The 24263-nt window shown below is 38.6% G+C and carries 17 protein-coding genes and 1 tRNA gene; 10 read left to right on the top strand and 8 right to left on the bottom strand.

Features of this window, described 5'->3' with window-relative positions; all coding sequences use genetic code 11:
• Positions 1 to 69: 69 nt before the first annotated feature.
• Complete coding sequence (locus tag AC973_RS03860; RefSeq protein WP_048727510.1) at positions 70 to 606, bottom strand: TetR/AcrR family transcriptional regulator; 537 nt, start codon at positions 604 to 606, stop codon at positions 70 to 72.
• A gap of 161 nt (positions 607 to 767) precedes the next feature.
• Here AC973_RS03860 and AC973_RS03855 point away from each other — a divergent pair, with 161 nt between their 5' ends.
• A complete protein-coding gene (locus AC973_RS03855; protein WP_048727508.1) occupies positions 768 to 3104 on the top strand; it encodes an ATP-binding cassette domain-containing protein in 2337 nt (778 codons plus the stop codon).
• Positions 3105 to 3527: 423 nt separating this feature from the next.
• Here the strand turns inward: AC973_RS03855 and AC973_RS03850 are convergent, their stop codons facing one another.
• On the bottom strand, positions 3528 to 4289 hold the full coding sequence (locus tag AC973_RS03850) for a gamma-glutamyl-gamma-aminobutyrate hydrolase family protein (RefSeq protein WP_048727507.1): 762 nt from the start codon (positions 4287 to 4289) through the stop codon (positions 3528 to 3530).
• Between the two features lie 199 nt (positions 4290 to 4488).
• Between AC973_RS03850 and AC973_RS03845 the strand changes: the two genes are divergently transcribed.
• From AC973_RS03845 to AC973_RS03835, 3 genes are all read left to right on the top strand, one after another.
• Positions 4489 to 5565 carry an iron-containing alcohol dehydrogenase family protein gene (locus AC973_RS03845; protein WP_165702984.1) on the top strand — a complete coding sequence of 359 codons (1077 nt, stop codon included), beginning with the start codon at positions 4489 to 4491 and terminating at the stop codon, positions 5563 to 5565.
• Between the two features lie 419 nt (positions 5566 to 5984).
• Positions 5985 to 7685 carry an arginine--tRNA ligase gene (gene argS, locus AC973_RS03840; RefSeq protein WP_048727505.1) on the top strand — a complete coding sequence of 567 codons (1701 nt, stop codon included), beginning with the start codon at positions 5985 to 5987 and terminating at the stop codon, positions 7683 to 7685.
• 325 nt (positions 7686 to 8010) lie between these two features.
• Positions 8011 to 9309: a uracil-xanthine permease family protein gene (locus tag AC973_RS03835; protein WP_048727503.1), complete on the top strand. Its 1299-nt coding sequence runs from the start codon at positions 8011 to 8013 to the stop codon at positions 9307 to 9309.
• Positions 9310 to 9396: 87 nt separating this feature from the next.
• On the opposite strand, the gene AC973_RS03830 is transcribed toward AC973_RS03835, so the two are convergent.
• On the bottom strand, positions 9397 to 10608 hold the full coding sequence (locus AC973_RS03830) for an O-antigen ligase family protein (RefSeq protein WP_225968926.1): 1212 nt from the start codon (positions 10606 to 10608) through the stop codon (positions 9397 to 9399).
• Between the two features lie 205 nt (positions 10609 to 10813).
• Here AC973_RS03830 and AC973_RS03825 point away from each other — a divergent pair, with 205 nt between their 5' ends.
• Both AC973_RS03825 and gorA read left to right on the top strand, forming a co-directional pair.
• Positions 10814 to 11521 carry a hypothetical protein gene (locus AC973_RS03825; RefSeq protein WP_048727501.1) on the top strand — a complete coding sequence of 236 codons (708 nt, stop codon included), beginning with the start codon at positions 10814 to 10816 and terminating at the stop codon, positions 11519 to 11521.
• Positions 11500 to 12852 (top strand): glutathione-disulfide reductase, encoded by a 1353-nt coding sequence (gene gorA, locus AC973_RS03820; RefSeq protein WP_048727499.1) that lies wholly within the window; start codon positions 11500 to 11502, stop codon positions 12850 to 12852. Before AC973_RS03825 ends, gorA begins: the two co-directional genes overlap by 22 nt.
• Before the next feature lie 116 nt (positions 12853 to 12968).
• Here the strand turns inward: gorA and AC973_RS03815 are convergent, their stop codons facing one another.
• From AC973_RS03815 to AC973_RS03805, 3 genes are all read right to left on the bottom strand, one after another.
• Positions 12969 to 13316, bottom strand: a complete 348-nt coding sequence (locus AC973_RS03815) for a hypothetical protein (RefSeq protein WP_016897042.1) — start codon at positions 13314 to 13316, stop codon at positions 12969 to 12971.
• Positions 13294 to 14607 (bottom strand): DUF1576 domain-containing protein, encoded by a 1314-nt coding sequence (locus AC973_RS03810; protein ID WP_048727497.1) that lies wholly within the window; start codon positions 14605 to 14607, stop codon positions 13294 to 13296. Before AC973_RS03810 ends, AC973_RS03815 begins: the two co-directional genes overlap by 23 nt.
• Positions 14608 to 14806: 199 nt before the next feature.
• On the bottom strand, positions 14807 to 17521 hold the full coding sequence (locus tag AC973_RS03805) for a cation-translocating P-type ATPase (RefSeq protein WP_048727495.1): 2715 nt from the start codon (positions 17519 to 17521) through the stop codon (positions 14807 to 14809).
• Positions 17522 to 17870: 349 nt separating this feature from the next.
• Between AC973_RS03805 and AC973_RS03800 the strand changes: the two genes are divergently transcribed.
• The 3 genes from AC973_RS03800 (at position 17871) to AC973_RS03790 (ending at position 22313) form a co-directional block, all read left to right on the top strand.
• The gene (locus tag AC973_RS03800) at positions 17871 to 20018 is read left to right on the top strand and encodes a Tex family protein (RefSeq protein WP_048727493.1); all 2148 of its coding nucleotides are present in this window, start codon (positions 17871 to 17873) and stop codon (positions 20016 to 20018) included.
• Between the two features lie 363 nt (positions 20019 to 20381).
• Positions 20382 to 21593 (top strand): ABC transporter substrate-binding protein, encoded by a 1212-nt coding sequence (locus AC973_RS03795; protein ID WP_048727491.1) that lies wholly within the window; start codon positions 20382 to 20384, stop codon positions 21591 to 21593.
• A gap of 84 nt (positions 21594 to 21677) precedes the next feature.
• Positions 21678 to 22313 carry a CBS domain-containing protein gene (locus AC973_RS03790; protein WP_016897047.1) on the top strand — a complete coding sequence of 212 codons (636 nt, stop codon included), beginning with the start codon at positions 21678 to 21680 and terminating at the stop codon, positions 22311 to 22313.
• A gap of 177 nt (positions 22314 to 22490) precedes the next feature.
• Here AC973_RS03790 and AC973_RS03785 read toward each other — a convergent pair.
• Together AC973_RS03785 and AC973_RS03780 are read right to left on the bottom strand one after the other, a co-directional pair.
• A tRNA-Leu gene (locus tag AC973_RS03785) sits at positions 22491 to 22573 on the bottom strand.
• Positions 22574 to 22605: 32 nt separating this feature from the next.
• Positions 22606 to 23583, bottom strand: coding sequence for a YIP1 family protein (locus AC973_RS03780; RefSeq protein ID WP_048727489.1), 978 nt, complete (start codon positions 23581 to 23583; stop codon positions 22606 to 22608).
• 148 nt (positions 23584 to 23731) lie between these two features.
• Here AC973_RS03780 and AC973_RS03775 point away from each other — a divergent pair, with 148 nt between their 5' ends.
• Complete coding sequence (locus AC973_RS03775; protein WP_048727487.1) at positions 23732 to 24169, top strand: DUF1801 domain-containing protein; 438 nt, start codon at positions 23732 to 23734, stop codon at positions 24167 to 24169.
• Positions 24170 to 24263 lie beyond the last annotated feature (94 nt).

Raw genomic sequence — 24263 nt, 5'->3', positions numbered from 1 at the left:
GGATCTCTTAGCCAAACACATGCGGCTTTAAGAGGTCCAGTTTTTTAGTATGCAGTAGTTGCTAAATTGCTACATCAATGAAAAGAAGTAGGCAATTTCTTCAAGAGTATATTTCTTATTGTACTCCTCAAATTTAGCCAAGAAATTGATCACGGCCGAGGCCTTCAAATCATTGGCTAATTCATCATATTTGCTAGGGATTTGCATTTGTCTCACACCGATAGGGAAATTTTCTTTAACCGACTTGGTCATTTTATGGACGAAAGAAGGGTCGCCATTTTCACCCAAAAGGATGCTTGACCGGGTTGTTTCTTTGGAAAATTTGTTCAAAATATGATAAAGCACCTCGTATTTACTTGTTTGAGCGAACAACTCTTCAACTTGACCAATGGCCTCGTTTTCTAAATTTTCGATAATTTCATTTTCGATTTCTTCTACCACGGCGTATTTATCATCAAAATAACGGTAGAAGGATGACCGGTTTAGGCCAGCTTCTTTGACAATATCTTGAATGGTGATGGTGGTGAAGGGTTGGTCTTCCATTAATGTTAGAAGGGATGATTTGATGTTTTCACGTGTGTGTAATGATTTATTGCTTATAGTCATTTGTTCGTCCTTTGCCAATTTTTAGGGTAAAATATACTTGTGCTATTGCAATGTTATCAAACTTTTATACAATAAGACACTTTGTCCTATTTTGTGCTAGCCATGAAAATGAATATACTATAAGCTATTAAAGCAGTAAAAATAAAAGGAGTCTTATATAAATGCTTGAATTAAAAAATCTCAAGAAAACGTATGAAGTGGGCGATACGGTAACGCATGCCTTAAATGATGTATCGTTAGCTTTTAGAAAACAAGAATTCGTTGCTATCTTAGGGCCTTCAGGTTCAGGGAAAACGACACTTTTAAATGTGATTGGTGGTTTAGACCAGTATGACTCTGGTGACATGGTGATCAACGGCCAGTCAACTAAAAACTTCAAAGACCTAGATTGGGACGCTTACAGGAATAATTCAATCGGATTCGTTTTCCAGTCATATAATATTATCAGCCACTTAGATGTCTTATCCAACGTGGAGTTAGGGATGACTTTATCTGGTGTGGCGAAAGAAGAGAAACGGGAAAAAGCGAAAAACGCCTTGATACGTGTGGGCTTAGAGGAACATATGCACAAGCAACCCAACCAATTATCGGGTGGACAAATGCAACGTGTGGCCATTGCGCGTGCCTTGGCCAATGACCCGGATGTCCTATTATGTGATGAGCCAACAGGGGCTTTGGATTCTGAAACAGGCCAACAAATTATGGGCTTGATTCAAGAATTAGCCAATGAAAAACTCGTGATAATGGTTACCCATGATAGCGAATTAGCCCACCAATACGCCAACCGTATCATCAATTTTAAAGATGGTGAAGTGGTTAATGATTCAAATCCATACGACAACAAGGATGCGGATGCAGTCTTGGATATGCGCCGTACTGGTATGTCTTATTTAACTGCTTTAAACCTATCTTTTAAAAATATTATGACCAAAAAAGGGCGAACCTTTATCACGTCCTTCGCTTCAAGTATTGGGATTATTTCAATTGCGGTTGTCCTATCTCTATCAAACGGTTTTCAAAAGCAAATTGATTCAACACAGGCCGAAACGAGTGCTCAATTCCCGGTAACCATATCACAAGTCGCCCAAGATGCCTCTAATTTCACGCTATCAACTGAAGAAGAAACGGAATACCCAGATGGCAATACCGTGATTGCCAACGAAGACCCAGCTTCAGCTGGTCAACATGAGAATGACATTACCACTGATTTAGTTGAGTACGTGAAAGACATCGACCCAGCCTTGACTGAGGCTTTAAACTATACTTATTCTGCCCAGTTGAACCTTTTACGCGATGTAGATGGGGAAGTTGAGCAAGTTGCCTTTTCTAATTACGCTCAAGATTCAGCTACCGGTGACGTCCAAAGTTTCTATGCGACATCATCAGGTATGGGGGCTTCCACCTTCCCAGAGGCTACCTCTGGCGATGAGAATGCCTTTTTAACGGAAAACTACGACGTGCTTGCAGGAGAATTACCATCTGAAGAAACGGATATTGTCCTAGTAGTTGACGCATACAACAAGGTCAACTTAAATGCCTTGAATAATCTAGGATTCGACTATGAAAATGGCGACGAAATTACCTTTGAAGACATCGTCGGTACCCAAGTAGTGGTCGCTTCAAACGACGCTTACTATCAAGAATTACCAACTGGTACATACATGCCAAACCAAGATTTAAATGCTGTTTACGATAACGAGAACAATCAGACATTACGCGTATCAGCTGTTATCCGGCCAAAAGAAGATGCCACTATGGCGATCTTAAATGAAGGGATCAACTATTCAAACGCTTTGACTGAAACAGTGATTGAAAATAATCAAAATTCAGCTATCGTTCAAGCACAAAATGATAGCGACAGTTCAGTTCTTACAGGCGAAAGTTTAGATGAAGCTGGTAAAGAACAAGTCTTAACTGCACTTGGCGCTAACGCAATCCCGTCATCTATCATGATTTACCCTAAAAACTTTGAAACGAAAGATGATGTTCTTGCCTATTTAGATGCATACAACGAAGGCAAATCTGAAGATGAGAAGATCCTTTATACAGATTTAGCGGGTACCATGACTGAATTAACTGGCGGTATTATGGACGCAACAACTTACGTTCTAGTTGCCTTTGCCGGTATCTCGTTAGTGACTTCAATGATTATGATTGGTATTATCACCTATACATCAGTCCTTGAACGTACTAAAGAAATAGGTGTCCTTAAAGCCTTAGGTGCTCGAAAAAAAGACATCACCCGTGTATTTGACTCTGAGACTTTAATCCTAGGTGTACTTTCTGGCTTAATTGGTGTCGGGACTGCTTACTTATTAACATTCCCAATCAATATGCTGATTGAATCCTTAACAGACCTTAAAAATGTAGCCATTTTAGACCCAGTACATGCCGTTGTCCTATTGATTATTTCAACTGTTTTAACAGTTATTGGGGGTCATATTCCAGCCCGGATGGCAGCGAAAAAAGACGCCGCTGAAGCCTTGCGCGCTGATTAATGTTGTTTGCTTAATCTTAAGTAATTGTTAGCAAAACTTCGGATACTATCTTACAAAAAAATAAACACATCACAAGAACCCCCTAAAGTAGGGACGCAAAAGCCGTCAACTTTAGGTAGGTTGGTTGATTGCCATTGGTGCAGGTATTATTGACTTATTGGTGACAGAATTAGATCAATATTTTCGTAAAAATAAAGTGAATAATTAACAAAAGTCATTTTAAATAAAAGAACTGCCGCTTTCTCTAAATTAGAGTGAGCAGGCAGTTCTTTTTTTGCAGCTTATCTTGCTATTGTATGCATTTACTTCTTTTATTGATTTTCTAGTTCAGCAGCAAAGTCTTCGTAGGTTTGATTAGCGTCGATACCTTGTTGACAGTACATTCAAAGCCAATTCACTAGAAAAAGAAAGCGTTTAATTTTATTAGAAATTGTGGAACCACTCAAATATTGGTAGCATATTGTCTTCAAGGTTATCTGTCATCATTTCCGGATGCCACTGTACCCCTAAAATATTATAGGTTGATTTGGACTTGTCCACTTCATAGGATTCTATGACCCCATCATTGGCCCAAGCCGTTGCCTTAAGTAGGGGTGATAGGTCTTCAATCACTTGGTGGTGATAGGTGTTAATCAGCAGTGTTTTTGGATTATCAAACAGATTGCTGATGATAGACTCTTTTTCCAATTGGATTGAGTGGTGTGGGAAGTGCATACGACTCCAATTCTGTATGTGCTGAACAGCATTTGCTTGACCGATGGGGTACTCGCTCAAGTCTTGATAGACGGTACCATTCAACAAAATGTTAATTAACTGGAAACCGCGGCAAATAGCTAATATCGGGATATTCTTTTTGGTGGCAGCTTCAAATAGCGCCCGTTCCCAACGATCTCGTGGGGGATAGACACTTTGTAATTTAGGTGAAGGCTCACGGCTGTATAGTAGAGGTGAAACGTCTTGGCCACCAGTAAATACAAGCCCGTCCAATTTGGCAACATACTGCTCTGCCAAAGCTAAGTCTTCTTGTAATGGGATAATAATTGGCATATGGCCAGCCATAGTTAATGATTTACTATAACCATGCGGACTATAATCACGCATGAATTCATCCCAATCATGATCAAGTGCATTGTGGTTCCCCGTAACGCCTATAATGCGTTTATATGTGGATACTTTATTATTCATACTGTCACTCCAAACTTTGATTTCCAATCTATTATACCAACAAACACTGGGGTAGGGTCAACTTAGACTACTTTTTCAAGATGATAGCGAATAAGGATAACAATTGATAGCTAATCGATACCCTGAAAAAGAGCTTAATTCTTCGAATATTACAATATTGAATGGTATATTAATTGCAATGAATTTAAGGAAGAAGGCAATGAATATGAGTATATCAGTGAATTTACCAAGCTTTACGATCGGGCCGGATGCCTATGACGATATTAAAAAATACGCAGGTTTTGCAGGAGAGAAAGTAGCCATCATAGGTGGAGAAACTGCTTTAGAAAAGGCTTTGCCAAGTTTGAAACCAGCGATTCAAGCAGCCGGTTTAACCATTACCGCCATTGAATGGTATGGGGGCGAAGCTTCTTATTCCAACATTGATCGCCTTGTCGCTTTAGACCAAGTTCAAGCAGCAGATATGATTTTTGCGGTCGGAGGCGGGCGTGCCATTGATACTGGTAAAACAGTTTCAGCTAAACTTGAAAAGCCAATTTTCACTTTCCCAACAATTGCCTCAAACTGTGCGCCAACTTCAGCCGTTTGCGTCTTATACAATGACGACCATGAATCAGCGGGTTCATACCGGTTACATGCACCGGCCGTCCATTCATTTGCCGACTCAACTATTATTGCTGAGGCACCTGAGCAATACATTTGGGCCGGAATCGGTGACGCGATTTCCAAAGAAGTGGAAGTATCTTTTTCAGCTGAAGGACGAGAATTAGCCTACAATAACACCATTGGTGTACATATTGTCCAGGGTGCTAACCAACGTGTCTTGAAAAATGGCTTAGCGGCACTTGAAGCTGCCAAAGCCCATCAGGAATCGCCTGCTATCGACAATATTTTATTTGAGATACTTGGGACAACTTCTTATACGTCAGTATTAGTAGATCACGACTATAACGGTCACTTTGCCCACTCATTCTACTACGGAGTAACTGTCTTACCTCAAGGGGAAAGACACTTGCACGGTGAAATCGTATCTTACGGGGTATTAATCGTTCTACAATTGGCTAAAAAATATGACGAATTGAAAGTAATTCGTGATTTCATGATTTCAGTGGGTTTACCAACGTCATTAAAAGCCTTAGAAATTGAAAGTGACGAAGATTTGAAAACGGTATTAGATAAGGCCTTTACCTTAGATCATATCCAAACATCACCATTTGAAATTAACCGTCAAATGGTTGAAGATGCTATTCAAGAAGTTGAAAAATTAAACCAATAATTTGATGCATCATCATTTATATAATCGAGTGTGGGCTGTGGCGAAGTGCTGCAGTCCTTATTTTGGATTTTTGAAGTGGTGAGGGCAGGGCGCAGGGCGGGTAAAGTAACTTTTGCAGTCGGTCCATAAAACATGATAGAATGATAGCGATGAATAAGAAGCTTTATGCATGTAGAGCCTTTTATATTTGGGGAAAAAGTGATACAATTGACTAATTGTAAAGCAGTTTTTTTACAAAGTGCCCGGTTCTTACCAGAAGGATTTTAATGTGTTTGATAGGTGGTTTAGAATAACCAAGTAAACTAGCAAGGGACATATAAATTCATGAATCGGCCTTCAATATATAAATCAAAATAAGAGGCAAGTTGGCATCTGACTAAGTTGATGATTTGTCTTATTTTTCGAGAGGAGAACACTTAATGGACTTAAAAAATCAAGTTGCCCAAGTCATTAAATCGAGCATTGAAACTGAATTGACTTTGGAACAAATTCAAAATCTATTAGAAGTACCAAAACATGAAGGACACGGGGATATCGCCTTCCCATGTTTTATTTTTGCTAAGGAATTGCGCAAAGCGCCTCAAGCCATTGCACAGGAAATTGCACCAAAAATTGAGGGAGAAATTGTAGACCGTGTTGAAGCAGTTGGCCCATACATCAACTTCTTCTTAAATCAAACATTGGTGACGCAAGCGATCCTAACTGAGATTTATGAAGCAGGTAACCACTTTGGTGAATTAGCCATTGGACACGGTGAAAATATCACCATCGATATGTCTAGTCCAAACATTGCGAAACCAATGTCAATGGGACACTTACGTTCAACTGTTATCGGGAATGCTATTGCCAACATCACAACAAAAGTTGGGTTCAATCCAGTACGTATCAATCACTTGGGTGACTGGGGAACGCAATTCGGTAAGTTGATTGTCGGTTACAAAAAATGGGGCTCTGAAGAAGCTGTTCGTGAAAACCCAATTCAAGAATTGTTGAAATACTATGTACAATTCCATGAAGAAGCAGAAAATGATGAAAGTCTTGAAGATGAAGGGCGCCTATGGTTTAAAAAACTAGAAGATGGCGATCCAGAAGCCTATGCATTATGGAAATGGTTTAAAGACGAATCATTAAAAGAATTCCAACGCATCTATGATATCCTTGGCATCGAATTTGATTCTTACAACGGGGAAGCATTCTACTCAGATAAAATGCCAGCTGTTATCGATGAATTAAATGACAAAGGCTTATTAAAGGTAGACCGCGGTGCAACAATCGTTGATTTAGAGGCTTATAACTTAAATCCGGCTTTAATAAAAAAATCTGATGGGGCGACTTTATATATCACACGTGATCTAGCAACAGCTTTATACCGTAAAGAAACTTACAACTTCGACCAATCACTTTACGTGGTTGGTAACGAACAAAGTAACCACTTCAAGCAATTAAAAGCTGTGTTAGAGTTAATGGGTTATGACTGGGCTGCAGACATTAATCACATTCCATTTGGTTTAATCACCCAAGACGGTAAGAAATTGTCTACTCGTAAAGGGAATGTTGTATTGTTAGAAGACGTATTAAACGATGCCATTGACTTGGCCTTCAAACAAATTAACGAGAAAAACCCTGACTTAGAAAATAAAGAAGAAGTTGCCCACCAAGTTGGTGTTGGTGCTGTTATTTTCCATGACTTGAAAAATGACCGCTTAAATAGCTTCGACTTCAACTTAGAAGAAGTTGTGCAATTTGAAGGGGAGACTGGCCCATATGTACAATATGCCAATGCGCGTGCCCACTCAATCTTGCGCAAAGGAAACTTTGAGCCAGCTAAGATCAGCGAAATGACAAACTTCAACCTAGATAGCGATGAAGCTTTCCAAGTATTGAAAGAATTGAACCGTTACCCAGATATCGTAGCTAGTGCATATGAAAAATACGAACCATCTGTTGTGGCTAAATACTTATTAGCCTTATCTCAACAATTCAACAAATACTATGCACATACACGTATCCTAACTGAAGATGATCAATTACAATCGCGTTTAGCATTAGTATATGCCTTAACACAAGTGTTAGAATCTGGTTTAGCTATCCTTGGCGTACAAGCACCAAGCCAAATGTAATTTTTTGGACGCGAGGTTGTTAAAACCGATTTAAAACAAAATATGTTTTCATAGGAGAAAGGTAGTCACTGCCTTTCTCCTTTTTATTGACTTTTAACTCATATTCTTCCAAGAATTCTCATCTACCTTTAAAAATTCTATACAAGTGTCTTGACTTTAAATATCAAACCCTTATAATAATGAAAGCATAAAATCCTGTGAAGCATTGAGGGCGGGACCCGATGTGTGACCACATAATATCAATTGTGTTCTTAGGTCAATTTGCGAATGGCCTTATTTTTTTGGGGAAAAATAGAGTAAAACAAATTTGAGGGAGATGTGATTTATGGCAATTAAAGCGAAACCACTTTTATTAGATGTAGAGGAAAAACCGTTGTTCGCGAAAGGTTTATTATTGAGTTTTCAACATATATTTGCAATGTTTGGAGCAACAGTATTGGTGCCAATTCTTTTAGGGATGCCTGTATCTGTTGCTCTTTTTGCGAGTGGGATTGGGACTTTAATTTATCAAGTTGCAACTAAAGCGAAAGTACCCGTTTACTTAGGGTCATCATTTGCTTATATTACAGCGATGCAAATTGCAATTCAACAAATGGGCGGAGATGTTTCAGCAGCCCAAACTGGTGTCATCATTTCTGGTATAGTCTACGTTCTTGTAGCGATTGCGATTCATTTCGCAGGTACTAACTGGATTGATAAATTATTACCGCCAATCGTTATTGGACCTATGATCATGGTAATTGGTTTAGGTTTATCATCAAGTGCGGTAGCCAATGCAGGTTTCGCAGAAGATGGAGATGTACGTAACATCGTCGTAGCTGTTGCGACCTTCTTGATCACAGCCCTAGTTCAAACTAGAGCGAAAGGCTTTTTCAAAATTATTCCGTTCTTAGTAGGGATTATTGGTGGTTATATTGTAGCGGTCCTATTGGGGATTGTAGATTTTACACCAGTTATAGAAGCGCAATGGTTTGAGTTGCCTGCTTTATACCTACCATTTGAGACATCTCTGTTTGAATCATATAATTTATACTTTGGTCCTGAAACATGGGCGATCGTACCTATTGTCTTGGTAACTATTTCAGAACATATTGGTGACCATACAGTATTAGGTAAAATTGTTGGCCGTAACTTCCTAAAAGATCCAGGTCTAAGCAGAACCTTAATCGGTGATGGGGTAGCCACTGCAGTGTCAGCCTTCATCGGTGGACCAGCGAATACGACATATGGTGAAAACACTGGGGTGATTGGTTTAACGCGTGTGGCTTCTGTATCAGTTATCCGAAACGCCGCTATTATCGCTATTATCTTAGCCTTCCTTGGTAAATTTACTGCCTTGATTTCAACGATTCCAAACGCTGTAGTCGGTGGGATGTCTATCTTACTTTACGGGATTATCGCAAGTAACGGTTTGAAAGTCATGATTGAAGAGCAAATCGACTTCAACCAAGTACGGAACTTAATTATTGCGTCAGCAATGTTGGTTATTGGTTTAGGTGGCGCGGTCTTAGACCTTGGTTACTTAACCTTCTCAGGAACTGCCTTATCAGCCATCGTTGGTATCGTATTAAACTTAATCTTACCTGCAGAAGTGACTTTCCAAGCAGATAGAGACATTAAATAATTAAATAAAAATTGTTAGCAAAACGGCGGTTGAGACTAAGCCATCTCAACCGCCGTTTTAGCATTTATTGTTTTTCAAATGTGTTAATTAGTCTCTAGAATAGTCTTTATCTTCGCCTTGTAATTCTGGGTTGGTTTCAACTTCGTGGTACATGTTATGGATAGACAGTACAACGAACAAGAATAAGAAGGCTGTTTGTAACCAGAAAATGGTCAAATCAAACATACCGTGCAGGATAACGATACTGCAGAAACTACAAATCAAGGCTAAACGTCGACGTAAAATCGGATATTGCCGCATTTGATGAATCTTCTTGCCTAATGAAATCAGCGAAGGTAACAATATACCTGTCCCAACGGCACCGTAGGAAAGAAGGGTGTCTAGAACAATATTATGGGCATGTTGAGTGTATTTGTCCCCATAGTCTTGCCAGACATTGAGATAAGTCAAAGGCCCTTGTCCAAACCAAAAGTTATCTCTTAAGCCTTTCAAGCCGATTTCCCAGATGACAAACCGGTCTTCAAAAGCAAATCCTAAGTCCTCAAATCTTGGAAGGAAACCCAATTTGATAGCGATCAGTGTGCCAATCGTGGCAGTTAGAAATGTCCCAACTGCTATCTTTTTATAACCTAATACGAAATAGAATACAAAGAGTGTCCCAATCACCACGAGTAGTGAGGTACGGGTCCCGGTATAGGTGATCGCGAATAGGTTGCATAAGGATATAAATAGGAAAACGAATTTCTTCCGGTATTTGGTCGTCCGCATCATTTTGTAGAGGCCGATGAAGAAGAAGAATTCTAGCATCATGGCATAGTAATTGGGGTTGGCAAATGTTGCTTCCGCCCGACCGTTGTGGATGCGGTTAATCTCTGGGGATATGAAACTGTAATCCCATTCTGGTACCCAATTTAAATATTCAAAGGTTGCGAATATAAAGATGATAAATGAGCCAATTAAGGCAATGTTCAACAATTCTTCAACGTAATAGGGTCGAATGACTTGCTGGTAATAGTTAAAATAGATAGCGATTGGTATAAAGGCAATCGAAATCCCTAATCCTGCCCAGTTTTGAAAGATAAATGAAATCACTGCTGAATACGCGATAAATATCCATATTGAGGTTGCCACTTCTCGCTTAATGTAGCGCGGGCCAAGTAGGCCTAACATGAATAAGAATATAAATATGACAGCGAAAGTGACTAAGGTCATATAAAATGGAAATAGGTTACTGATAAATAATATCGAGATCAGTAATGATTGAACTGGCCAGGTTAGTTGAGCTTCTGGTTTACTCACCAAAAGTACACCTCCCTAATGTAATCATAATTATCATTATAGCAACAATTCACGGGAAAAACACGGATAGGTCGCAATATTATCAGATTTTTAAGACCTTTAATTTGTGGTGCGGGCAAGGAGTAAATTCCTATTCTATAAGCACTATAATTAAAAGATAGGTTGAATAATGATATAATAAGTTATATTGATTGGAGGGACGGATATGGAAAAACTCATTTGGACCGGACTTGATGAAAAGGCCTTTAAACCTTACAAGTCTTGGATAAACAAAGGTAGTCCTGGTATCTGTGGCACCTATTGTGCTGCGGTATTAACACACTTTACAGTGCTTAGGGACACCAACCATTGGATGGCTAAACAGGACCTAATTAATGCCTTTAAAAAAGTTGTCGACGACTACCACCTACATAATGGGACTTTTTATTGGAATGTGGAAACAGGCTTAAATTCGGTATTCAATTTCGAAAATTACAGTGCGAAATCAGGCTTATTACCGGATATTGAAGTGCCTAAGTTAATTGATCAATACCAAGCACCAGTCATCGTTGGTACCTTAAAATATTTAGGTTCCGCCTATAAAAACCATTGGCTAATTGCCTATGCTTACGCTTATGACGAGCAAAATGATTTATATTTTAAAGTTTACGACAATCACGGTAAATACAATGCGGTCATTCCAGCTAAACAAACGAATGCCTATGTGTATTTAGAGCCGATCCAAGCAACGACAATAGAGCCGTCTACTGACGAAATAATAAATGAAGTGGACGATTTTACGAAAGATATTGCGATTGAAACCAATCAAGCGAGACAAATCTTTTTAAAACGACAAGCTAAAGAAGCTGAAGAACGTAAGAAAAAACAAATTTTTGGAAAAGAGTGGGATGAATGGAAAGATATGATTATATAAGTATCGGCGGTGGGAGTGCTGGTATCGCATCAGCAAACCGTGCCGCTGAATATGGAGCTAAAGCTTTAATTATCGAGAAAAGAGATGTTGGTGGTACCTGTGTAAATAGAGGTTGTGTACCTAAGAAGATTTCTTGGCATGGCACGATGCTCAGAGATCAGATCAACGAGTACGGTTCTGCATATGGCCTAAACTTCACTGAAGAAGGTCCAGTTGACTACCCTGTATTAAAAGCCAATAGAGATGCTTATATTGACCGCATTCACGGTGGTTATGCATCTGGTTTTAAATCTCGTGGGACCCATTATTTAGCGGGTGAAGCGAAATTTATCGACAACCACACAGTAGAGGTTGACGGCGTTCAATATACAGCGCCACATATCGCCATCGTTCCAGGTGGCCGTCCACGTTTAATTGACCTACCGGGTATTGATTTAGTAGATACTTCTGACGACTTTTTCGAATGGGAAACTTTACCAGAAAGCGTCTTAATCATCGGTGCAGGTTATGTGGCAACCGAATTTGCGGGCGTATTAAATGGCCTAGGTGTCAAAACAAGCCAAGCTGTTCGACATGACCGTCCTTTAAGAGGATACGATCAAGCAATTATCGAAGTCTTAGTTGATGAAATGAAGAAAACGGGCATTGAATTGCTGACTGAAAGCGATCCTGAATCCATTGAACAATTAGCTGATGGTTCACTTCGTGTAAACTTTAAAAATGGCCAACATGCTGACGCTGAAAAAGTGATTTATGCCATCGGACGTACACCAAACACAGATAATATCGGTTTGGAAAATACAGATGTTGAATTAACAAAATCAGGCCACATCAAAGTGGATGACTACCATAATACCAATGTGGAAGGCTTATATGCCTTTGGTGACGTTATCGGTAAAGTTGAATTAACACCGGTAGCGATTATGGCGGGTAGAACCTTATCGGATACCATTTTTAATGGTGCTGACCCGTACTTGTTAGACTATGACACAGTACCAACTGTCATCTTTACCCATCCAGCAATCGGATCTATTGGCTATTCAGAAGAGGCAGCTAAAGAAAAATTTGGTGCTGACAAGGTGAAAGTGTATACTTCAAACTTCACGCCAATGTATTCAGCAGTTTCAGAAAACCGCCAACCAGCCCGGTTGAAATTGATTACCCAAGGAGACGATGAAGTGGTTGTAGGTGTTCATGGGATTGGCTATGCCGTAGAAGAAATGATGCAAGGTTTTGCGGTTGGTGTTCGTTTAGGATTAACCAAGAAACAATTCGACCAAACAATTGCCATCCATCCTACAGGTGCTGAAGAATTCGTCACCATGCGCTAAATTTAATAGCATACAAAAAAAGCGTCCATCGGGGATCAAAAATCCTAATGGACGCTTTTCGTATGGATGTAAATAAATATAGATGCAAATATATTCATTTTCCTTGATTTAATTTTTTAGTGATATACGCGCTCTATATAGATTAGAAAGCCGGTCTCAGTTACGTCAAAGGTAACGTAGTCGATGGCTGCCGCTAAGATTTCTGTATTAAAAGTATCGTTTCGAATACCTAGTAAGTCTTCGTAATAATATTCAATTTCAGGCTGTCTTCTCGCATTCAAATCATCTAGCTGGTCGATGAATGATTGGGGTAGGTCAGCTTTTTTGCCATCGAACTTAATCACTGAAGTGGATTGTTTATCTGTCGCGATACATAGATCCATCTGATATTTGTTAATATTATATTCATCAAACAGGTTCATGAATTCCGACACTATTCGGTTAACTTTTGCGTATTCTCTCATGTTCTTCAATTCTCTCCTTAATGACATCTAGAATAGGGATTAAAAAGGCAGCGACAAACCCGCCAGAAAAGCCATTATTATAAAGGTTTAACCCGGCATGGGCATGACCCGTATTATTGACAACAGCAGCGTGTAGGGCACCAGCAATTAAGCCCGCGCCCCAACCGTAATGTCCGGCAATTGGCGCTAGGGTGGTACCGAATAGGGCTGCAAGTAATGCGCTCGTAGAATTCGGATTGTCGATATGCATGGCAATTTGCATCAAGTAAATCCCCGTCATAATCGGTATTACATTGAAAGGGTGCTTACCAAAAGCTGCAAAGCCCATAACAGTCAACACGCCACCTATAACAGCCCCCTCCAACTGACCGCCGACAACGTGGACATAGGCAATGGTAATCCCGCCAAGAATCCCCATATTCATCAGGGTAATCGAGGTACTAAATTCAATCACAAAATCCGAAATTAGTTGCCCAGAGGACCGTCGTATTTTCGTGAAGCCTTTAAATGAGTAATCATTCAGAACGAATCCAGCTAAAAATAGGATAAGTGAGAAAATGATGAAAAACCAGGTAACAATAGGACTAGAAAATTGCTTGGGTTGGATATCATAAGTCACTGGAAGTTCAAACACCCGCATGATGGACGTAATAATCAGCCCAATAACCCCAGCGGTAAAGCCGATATTGTACAAGTTGAACCCCTGATGGAACCGTAAGAAGGACGCTGAAACAGGATGGATGACAAATCCAATCGCCACTCCAGATAAAATCCCAATAGGCATCCCCACATAAATAGGTAAGCCTTGGCCGAAAGTGATTAATGAAACCACAGGGCTTAAGGCAGATGAAAAAAGAGCACCTAAAAGTAAGTTGGCAATCGGCGTATCCGAATATTTGCTATAAAGGAAGGTACCAATTAGAAATGGTATCGAATTATATAAGTTTTTCCCGAAGAAGGAAAAGCCCATAACTGTCAATATTGCAGCTAAAAGTGGACCAGTAATTTTAGGGGCGTTACGATGTATAAAAAAAGTATTGGCTAAAGTTAAAGTTCCTACGTTAAAAAAAGTTGCACCTATTCCACCAACTTCAAAATAATCCGTAATTAAATTACTAGGAGACAAGAGAATTGTCCAATAACCAGATATTAAAGTGCTAGGTGATTGCATAATTAATCCAAATAATATAAAAATGCTAGCTACTGTATAGAAGAATAAGGGTTTAATTTCAGTTTCACCAAAGAATAGAAATAAAAATCGTTGTAGTTGATTATTGATTGTATTGCGCATCTAAAACCACCTTTAATAGTATAATATATTTTATTTTTATTTAATCTTAGCAAGAATCTGGTAGGTAAACAAGCAAAAATTGCAAAGGTATATAATGAGATAAACTCAGGAAAAACAGATCTCATATGACAAAATGTAAAAGGGCTATGACGGAAGTGTCACAGCCCTTTGTAGCTTAAAAAGCAAATAGATAAAATTGTTATTTGTTTAATTCTGACCCCGCATCAAATTTTTCATCCCAACCAGTAGCACGGATAATAAATTTACCGATTTCTACGTAAAGTACTACAGAAGCAGCACCTAATAGAATTACAGTCCACATTTCCATAGCCATTGGGTCACCTAACAAGTGAACAGTACCGAAGGCGTCGTTTAGACCAGGTACGAATACAGTAATTAACATCAATACTGTTGAAGCTAATACTGCGATGTTTAACCACTTGTTGTCGAATGGATTTGAAGCGAATAGTGACTTGAATACTGACTTAGAGTTGTAAGCGTGGAACAATTGGATAAATGCTAATGTTAAGAAGGCCATAGCTTCTGCATCTTCCAATGGCACACCCATTTGGTAACGACCGTACCAGAATACAAATAATGTTACAGCACCTTCATAGATACCTTGATAAATAATTGATGGTAATACACCATTTGATAATAAGTTACCAGAACGTCCACGAGGTTTGTGTTCCATTACATCAGATTCCGCTGCCTCAAGACCTAAAGCAATTGCAGGGAATGTATCAGTTACTAAGTTGATCCATAAGATATGGATAGGTTCTAAGATTGTCCAACCAAGCATTGTTGCAACGAATAAAGTCATAACCTCACCCAAGTTAGCAGATAGTAAGAATTGAACTGCTTTTTGGATATTTGAGAATACTTTACGTCCTTCTTCGATGGCAGTGATGATTGTCGCAAAGTTGTCATCAGCAAGTACCATGTCAGAAGCACCTTTAGAAACTTCTGTACCGGTGATACCCATACCAATACCGATATCAGCTTGTTTCAATGAAGGCGCGTCATTAACACCGTCACCAGTCATCGCAACAACTTTATCGTGTGATTGCCATGCAGATACGATGCGAACTTTATGTTCTGGAGATACACGTGCGTAAACTGAATATTGTTCAACATTTGCTGCTAATTCTTCATCAGTTATTTCATTTAAGTGTGCACCAGTTGTAACTGCTTCTTCTTGACCTTCTTCAATGATACCTAAACGAGCTGCGATAGCTGCGGCAGTATCTTTGTGGTCACCAGTAATCATAACAGTACGGATACCCGCTTGTTTTGCAGTAGCGATAGAGGCTTTAGCTTCTGGACGCTCAGGGTCAATTTCACCAACCATACCAGCGAAGATTAAATCATGCTCTAAAGTTTCTGTGTTGAACTCACCAGGCAATTCATCAATGTAACGATAAGACATACCTAATACACGTAATGCTTGGATAGCCATACCGTGGTTAGCATTTAATAATTCCTTACGAGCAGCTTCATCTAATGGTAAGATTTCGCCGTTGTTCACGTAGTGTGTACATTTTTCAATAATAACGTCTGGCGCACCTTTGGTCATTGAAACGTATTTACCGTGTGATTGCTCTTCACCTAAAGTTTCGTGAACAGTAGTAGACATTTTACGATCTGAATCGAATGGTACTTCACCAACACGAGGTTGAACTTTGATTGTTTCACGTACATCGTAACCTTTGTCGAAACCGAATTGAATCATTGCAGTTTCAGTAGGGTCACCAGCTAATGAACCATCTTTAGCGATTGTAGAGTCATTGGCCATATTCATAACTCGGAAAACAGGTTCGTTATGGTCAATGTCTTCAGATGCATCGTGTAATTCACCATTGTAGTAAACTTTTTCGATAGTCATCTTGTTTTGAGTTAGGGTACCAGTTTTATCTGAACAGATAACTTCAGTACCCCCAAGTGTTTCAACAGCAGGTAACTTACGTACCAAGGCACGACGGTCGGCCATCTTTTGAGTACCTAATGCAAGGATAATAGTTGAGATAGCAGGTAGACCTTCTGGAAGTGCAGCAACGGCAATTGAGATTGCAGTTAATAGCATTGTGATCCAGTCAAATCCACGCAATAAACCTAGGAAGAAAATAACAACGGCAATAATAACAATTGCATAAGTTAGGAAACGAGTTAACCCGTTCATGTTTTCTTGTAATGGTGTTGTTTTACCTTCAGCGTTTTCTAACATCTCAGCGATGTTACCGACTTCAGTATCCATAGCTGTTGCAGTTACAACACCTTCACCACGTCCGTAAGTTACGTTAGTAGAAGAGAACCCCATATTTAAACGGTCACCGATACCAGCGTCACCTTCAACAGTGGCCGTATCTTTAGTAACTGGTACAGATTCACCAGTTAAAGCAGCTTCTTCAATTTGTAATGAACTTGCTTTGAATAGACGTAAGTCGGCAGGTACAACGTCACCAGCTTCAAGAATTACAATGTCACCAACAACGATATCTTTAGAATCGATTGCTTTAACTTCGCCATCACGACGAACGTTTGCTTTAGGTGAAGACATTTTCTTAAGAGAGTCAATAGCATCCTCAGCTTTATTTTCTTGAACAACACCCATGATTGCATTAATTAGTACAACCGCAAGAATAATAATTGCATCTACCATACCGTGAGAACCTTCTAAAATTAATGAAAGTGCTGCAGCGATTAATAAGATAATAATCATTAAATCTTTAAATTGATCCAAGAACTTTTGTAAGGTTGACTTGCGTTCACCTTCTTTAATTTCGTTCGGTCCGTTCTTCTCTAAGCGACTGGCAGCTTCAGCATCAGATAAACCTTCAGTAGAAGAATTTAATGATGTGAAGACTTGATCAGCATCTTGAGTGAAGAAAGACAGATTGTTCTTTTCTTCTGACATTAATCATCTCTCCATCCTTTAAATTATTATTCCTAAAGCAGGATCCAGAGGTTGTCTTTCAAAAAAAGACCTATGACTACTCCTCCAAGTAGAGAAGTAGCCATAAGTCTCATCTTTTAAGACGGCACCAGCAGATATCTGCCGTATATGTTGGCGCCGCCACGATACAATAATCGCTGATTACTCCCTCATGGAACTGTTTAAGTTAAGATAATTATATTTTATTTAAGATAGAATTGCAATAATTAACTGAAATTAAAATGCGCAAAGACTGTCTAAATTTGTTGAATGGCAAAAGCACCATTTTTGGGGTATAATGATTGTTCGTGAAAAAAGAAAGGTGTTGAATATGGAGTCATCTTACATTCAAATTATTAATCAAAGCTTACCATTTAATAAAAAGCAAATTGAAAATGTATTGGAATTGCTAGAAGAGGGCAATACCGTACCTTTTATTGCTCGTTATCGTAAGGAAGTAACGCAGTCATTGGACGAGGTTCAAATCAGAGAAATTGAACATGCTTACCAATATACGAAACAATTAGAGGAAAGAAAGGCATCAGTTCTTGCAAATATTGAAGAACAAGGAAAATTAACAGATGACCTAGCTAAAAAAATTAAACAAGCGACAGTTTTACAAACGGTTGAAGACCTTTATGCGCCGTACAAACAAAAACGTCGTACAAAGGCAACTATTGCCAAAGAGAATGGTTTAGAAGCTCTTGCCAAATGGTTATTTTCATCACCAGCAACTGGTAACGTCCAAGCGGAAGCTGAAAAATTCTTTAATGACGAAATTCAAGACACTAAAATGGCCTTGGATGGGGCACACGAAATTATGGCTGAATGGATTGCAGAAGATGCAGATATTCGTCTATGGTTACGTAAATATACATTAAAAGAAGGTAAATTAACCAGTCTAAAACGTAAAAATGCGGAAGATGAAAAAGCTATCTTCGAAATATATTACGATTTTAGCCAAAATATCCAAAACCTGAAACCTTATCAGGTATTAGCGATTAATCGGGCTGAAAAGTTGAAGATTTTAAATGTTTCTATTGAAGCTGATGAGTTTCCAATCATTGAACACTTGGTACACCGTTTTATCAAAGGCCACCCAGTGTCAACGCGCGAAATCCAAGCGGCTATTCAAGATTCATTAGATCGTTTCTTAAAACCTTCTATTGAAAGAGAATTGCGTTCTAAATTAACTGAGACAGCTGAAACACATGCAATTGCCACTTTTTCAACGAACTTAGGTAACTTATTAATGCAACCGCCGTTGAAAGGCCGTGTGGTTCTAGGATTAGACCCAGCATTTAGAACAGGTTGTAAGTTAGCTATTGTTGATGCAACTGGGAAAGTGTTAGCTAAAACCGTAATTTATCCGCATGCACCGGTCAACAAAAAAGAAGAAGCCAGCAAAAAATTTATCAAATTAATCAAGACTTACCAAGTAGAAATGGTTGCGATTGGTAACGGTACAGCAAGTCGTGAGTCTGAACAGTTTGTTGCTGAACAAATCCAAGACAATGACTTAGACTTGGTTTATAGCATTGTCAATGAAGCTGGCGCTTCAGTTTATTCCGCTAGTGAAATTGCCCGCGAAGAATTTCCTGAGTATAACGTTGAAGAACGTTCAGCCGTGTCTATCGCGCGTCGCTTGCAAGACCCATTAGCTGAATTGGTAAAAATAGAACCTAAAGCCATTGGTGTAGGGCAATACCAACATGATGTGTCTCAAAAAGAACTTGCTGAAAGTTTAGATTTCACTGTTGAAACTGTGGTTAACCGGGTTGGAGTCAACTTAAATACAGCTTCTGCTTCATTATTGAGCCATGTTGCCGGCTTATCGATGACAGTTGCTAAAAATATCGTTGAGTACCGAAACGAAAATGGTGTGTTTACTGACCACAAGCAATTAGGTAAGGTAAAGCGTTTAGGACCTAAAACTTATGAACAAGCAGTTGGTTTCATCCGTATTACGGGGGGCGACAACATTTTAGATAATACAGGTATACACCCTGAAAATTATAAGGAAGTTAAGGCAATTCTGAAAGACTTAGGTATTTCTTTAGAAGAACTACAAAGTGAAGAAGCCAGAAAAACAATTGCCAATTTCGATTTAGATTCCTTATCTGAAACATATGGTATTGGTAAAGCGACCTTAGTAGATATTCAAAAATCACTAATGACACCAGGACGTGACCCACGTGAAGACGTCGCTGCGCCAATTTTAAGATCTGATGTTCTTTCATTGAAAGATTTAAAAGTAGGGATGAAATTACAAGGTACAGTGCGTAATGTTGTGGATTTTGGTGCCTTTGTCGATGTTGGTGTCAAACAAGATGGTTTAGTCCATATTTCGAGAATGTCTACAAAATTCGTAAGCAATCCAAGTGATATCGTTTCTGTAGGTGATATTGTTGAAGTTTGGGTATCAGAAGTAGACGAGAAAAAAGGTCGAATTGGCTTAAGCATGCTTGAAATTAAATAAGCTTTCTTAAAATTAGAAAATAATTAAAATTAAATTAAAAAACACTTGATTATTCTGTTTTATTTGTTATATTTAAATTAACTTAAAGAGAGGAAGGTAGAAACAATGATGACTGTACATTCAAATATGCAAGCGGAATTTGTTTCTGCTTTGCCACATCAAAATTTATTATTATCATTAGCTAACTGAGGATTCTACCATATATTGTAGAGTCCTATTTCTCGTGAGATACGGGCTTTTAGCTAAGACGCCGGCCCGTTTGAATGAGTCGGCGTTTTTTATTTGCCTAAGTTGTTAGATGTAGCTCTTTGGTTGATGTATGGGTTGGAGACAATATTTACAAATAGATGGGAGAAATCTTTTATGAAAAACATGAAATTTACTAAAATGCTAACGACGATCTTTGCGGCTTCTATTATAGTAGCTGGTTGCTCACAAGCAACTACTGCTACTTCTAATAATTCAAATTCATCATCCTCTTCAGAGTTGTCAACCAGCGATTCAGATACGGTAAATATTGGCGGACTTTGGGAACTAACCGGTGCTACTGCGGCATATGGTGTGGTCCAAGATAATGCTGTCCAATTGGCCGTTGAACAAAGGAATGAAGAGGGCGGGATCGACGGTAAAGAAGTGAGCTATCAGTCATACGACAATCAAGGTGCACCAGAAGAAGCAGCTACAGGTATGACTTATTTAATTGAGCAAGGCAATTCAGTCGTCCTTGGACCGGCTACAGCGGCCTTAACTTTTGCTACCCAACCAGTGGCTGAAAATGCCCAAGTGCCATTTGTATCCGCAACGACTACAGTAGATAATGCAACTATTAACTCAGAAACGGGTGAGGTCTGGGAATACTTCTACCGGACAAGTTTTGAAATTTCTTTCCAAGGTGCTGCTATCGCTGAGTTTGCCAACCAAAATGACTATGAAACTGCCGCTGTACTGAAAGATAACTCGACTGATTATGGTCAAAACCTAACAGATATTTTCATTGAAAACTTTGACGGTGACGTGATCATTGACGAGTCATATATTTCTGGTGATACAGACTTCAGCTCAGTCCTAACAAATGTTAAATCTCAAAACCCTGATGTAATCTTTATTGCAGGTTACTACCAAGAAGCTGGTCCAATTATTAAACAAGCCAGAGAAATGGGTATCGATATTGCGATTGTTGGTCCTAATGGTTTGGGTAACCAAAATATTGTCGAACTAGCAGGTGCTGAAAATATGACCAATGTCTATTACGTAGCCCATTTCGTATATACAGAAGATGCTGACCAAGAAGTTCAAGACTTCTATAATGCTTATGTTGAAAAATTCGGTACTCAACCAGATATGTTCTCTGCAGTAGCATATGACGCTGCAAATATGGTGATGGACGCGATTGATGAAGCCGATTCTACAGACCCAACTGCCATCAAAGATGCTATTGGCGCAACGGAAGGATTTGAAGGTATCGCTTATGATATTACCTTCGATGAAGAACATAACGTATCTGCACCGGCTTATATTCAAGAAGTAGTTAACGGCGAACCAACAGAAAATGTTACAGTAATTGAACCAGAATAAGGTGAAAAATCTGTACTTTACTCAAGTAAATGATAAAATATATGTAAGCACTTAAAAAATATTGATAAATAGGGAGGGTTCTTCATGAAAATTAAACAATATATGAGTAAAGATGTGATCACTGTTTCACCGGAGACTTCTGTAACAGAAGCTGTGGCCAAAATGGAAAGTCACCAGATTCATAATCTGCCAGTTACAAAGAATGGTCAATTTGTTGGGTTAATTACACAAGACATTATTGATGCAAAATCTGCTTCAGATGCGACAAGTCTAAGTGTATACGAATTAAACTATATTCTTTCTCAAGCGGATGTTGAAAAATTCATGGACAAGAAAGCAGCAACTGCCACTACTGAGTGGATGGTAGAAGAGGCAGCGGAATATATGCGTACGAATAACCTTCGCGTGTTACCAATTGTTGATGAAAATAAAAAAGTTCAAGGGATTGTAACTTATAAAGATATATTCAAAGCCTTAATTGACTTATCTGGTTATACACCAGGTGATGAAGGTAGCCGTATCGTCGTAAAAGTTGTCGAAGATAGAGTAGGAGTCCTTTCAGATATTACGAAAGTCCTTGCTGACGCGAGTGTAAGTGTATCGCATATCTTTGTGAATGATGAAGATGGTATTGAAATTACAATTCAAGTTCACGCTGGCCAAGGTGATAATGCTAAAGCAGCTATTGAAACAGCTGGTTATGAAGTTGTCACACTATAATGTTATATAGAAGAAAAGTGGTTCAGCTATAACATCTGGACCGCTTTTTGTATAAATTAAGTCGACATTTTTCGACGATATTTATCTTATTCAGTAGAGTTTTTCATCCAAAAAAAACAGCCAAAGTCCTTTTAAATTAGGGTGTCTGGCTGTTTTTTTATTCATAAAAAGTACATATGCGGCTAACAAGATTTGAACTTGCACGAGAATACTCTCACTGCCCCCTCAAGGCAGCGCGTCTGCCGTTCCGCCATAGCCGCGAACCTAGACTTCTAATGAAGTCTAGTGAAAATTAATAGATTAAACCAACTAAGAAAATGATTGCTAAGAAGAATAGTAGTAAAACACCCAAAATAGTGTAGAAGGCTTTTGATTTGCTAACATTACCTGATTGCAAGAAATGTATCGTCATGGTAATGATCAATAAGGCAATTTGCATTAAAGTCAATAATAGCACAATAATCATGAAAATCAATGGCGCTAGTAATGAGCTTAAGAAACAAATGATAGCGACAACTACTGAGATACTATTCATACCGAAGAAATGGGTCAGCCATACATTATTACTCATTTTTTCGGATTCATTATTCCGATTGAATAGGTGAATAATTGCTGGTAATAACCACAGGCAAATAATTAGAAAGACGAATGTTTTTAGACCAAAGCGCCAAGCAACAAATTCAAAATTCAAGTTTGGTAAGACAGATAAATCCGCAAACCATTCGTAATGAGAAACGAGGTAATTGGCAAGGGAAGTAATAGATACAGTATTTAATATTGCAAGTAGCAATAAGCTTGTAATACCGTGGTTTGGATTCTTATTTAATTCGTTAGTGGTAGGTGATTGTATTGGTTTTTTGATATAGGACAAGAGATAAGCTATGTAAGAAGTGAGACGGTTACCATCTTGTTTGTTTTGACGGCGACTAGGACCACTTTTATCAGTAGCTTTTGTCTTTTTATTGTTTTTGACAAAAGAAAATAATGGTTTTTTAGCCTTCTTCTCGTCTTTATTGTCACCATTGCTATCAGAAGAGTCGGTATTGCCATTCGCATAAGCTGCATTTTGAATTGGAGAGGTTTGGTACTCTTCGTAAGCCTCATGGTGGTCGTCTTCATCATCATATACTGTATCCGCAAATGAAGCTGCAGGAATTTCAATCGTATCATGTAAGTCGTCATCCGATTCACGATGGGTAAAAATATAGTCACAATTTGGACAAATTTTTGTATCTGCTAGAATTGTCGACTGACAGTTTGGACATATCATAGTTATCGTTGCTCCTCATCTATTCATCACAATTTCCCTTCAATATTTACGGGTTTAAAAGTGTGATTTACTTCAATCCATGATAGCATAGTTTTATAGAGGACAGTACAATTACCAAGAATTTTAGTGTTTTTTTAAGGAGTAAAATATGACCTATCAACAAAAAACTTTACCAACAAAAGCTGATCCCAAAGAACATATAGAAGCATTAGATGTGTCGAAAACAAAAAAAGAAGATGGGTTAAAGCTATTAAAGATTTTCACCGAAGAAACAGGGGAAGAACCGGTTATGTGGGGGCCATCGATCATAGGCTATGGTATTTACGAATATACGACCACTTCTGGCATCGAAGGCGTTTGGCCAATGACTGGATTTTCAATCCAAAAAGCACGATTTTCTCTGTACCTAAAATTTGATAAGGAAATTTCGCAACAATTTTTAGATAGAATTGGTAAGTATAAGGCGGGTGTTTCTTGTGTTTATGTCAATAAATTAGCTGATATTGATGAAGGGGTACTGAGAGAGTTTATTCGCGAAGGATATCAATATATGAAAAGTCACTTCAAGACAATCGATAGAATATAAAATTATTTGCATTTTTTTATCTTAAATAGGAGATATCGTTTAACCTTTTAAACTATCTTTGATAAAATATAACTATACATTAAAAAATTGAAAT

Origin of the sequence: Carnobacterium sp. 1290_CSPC (assembly GCF_001053265.1) — a bacterium.
In the GTDB taxonomy this organism is placed as follows: Bacteria; Bacillota; Bacilli; order Lactobacillales; family Aerococcaceae; genus Aerococcus; species Aerococcus urinaeequi.
Note: the sequence above shows the minus strand (reverse complement) of the source record. Positions and strands in the feature narration are given on the sequence as shown.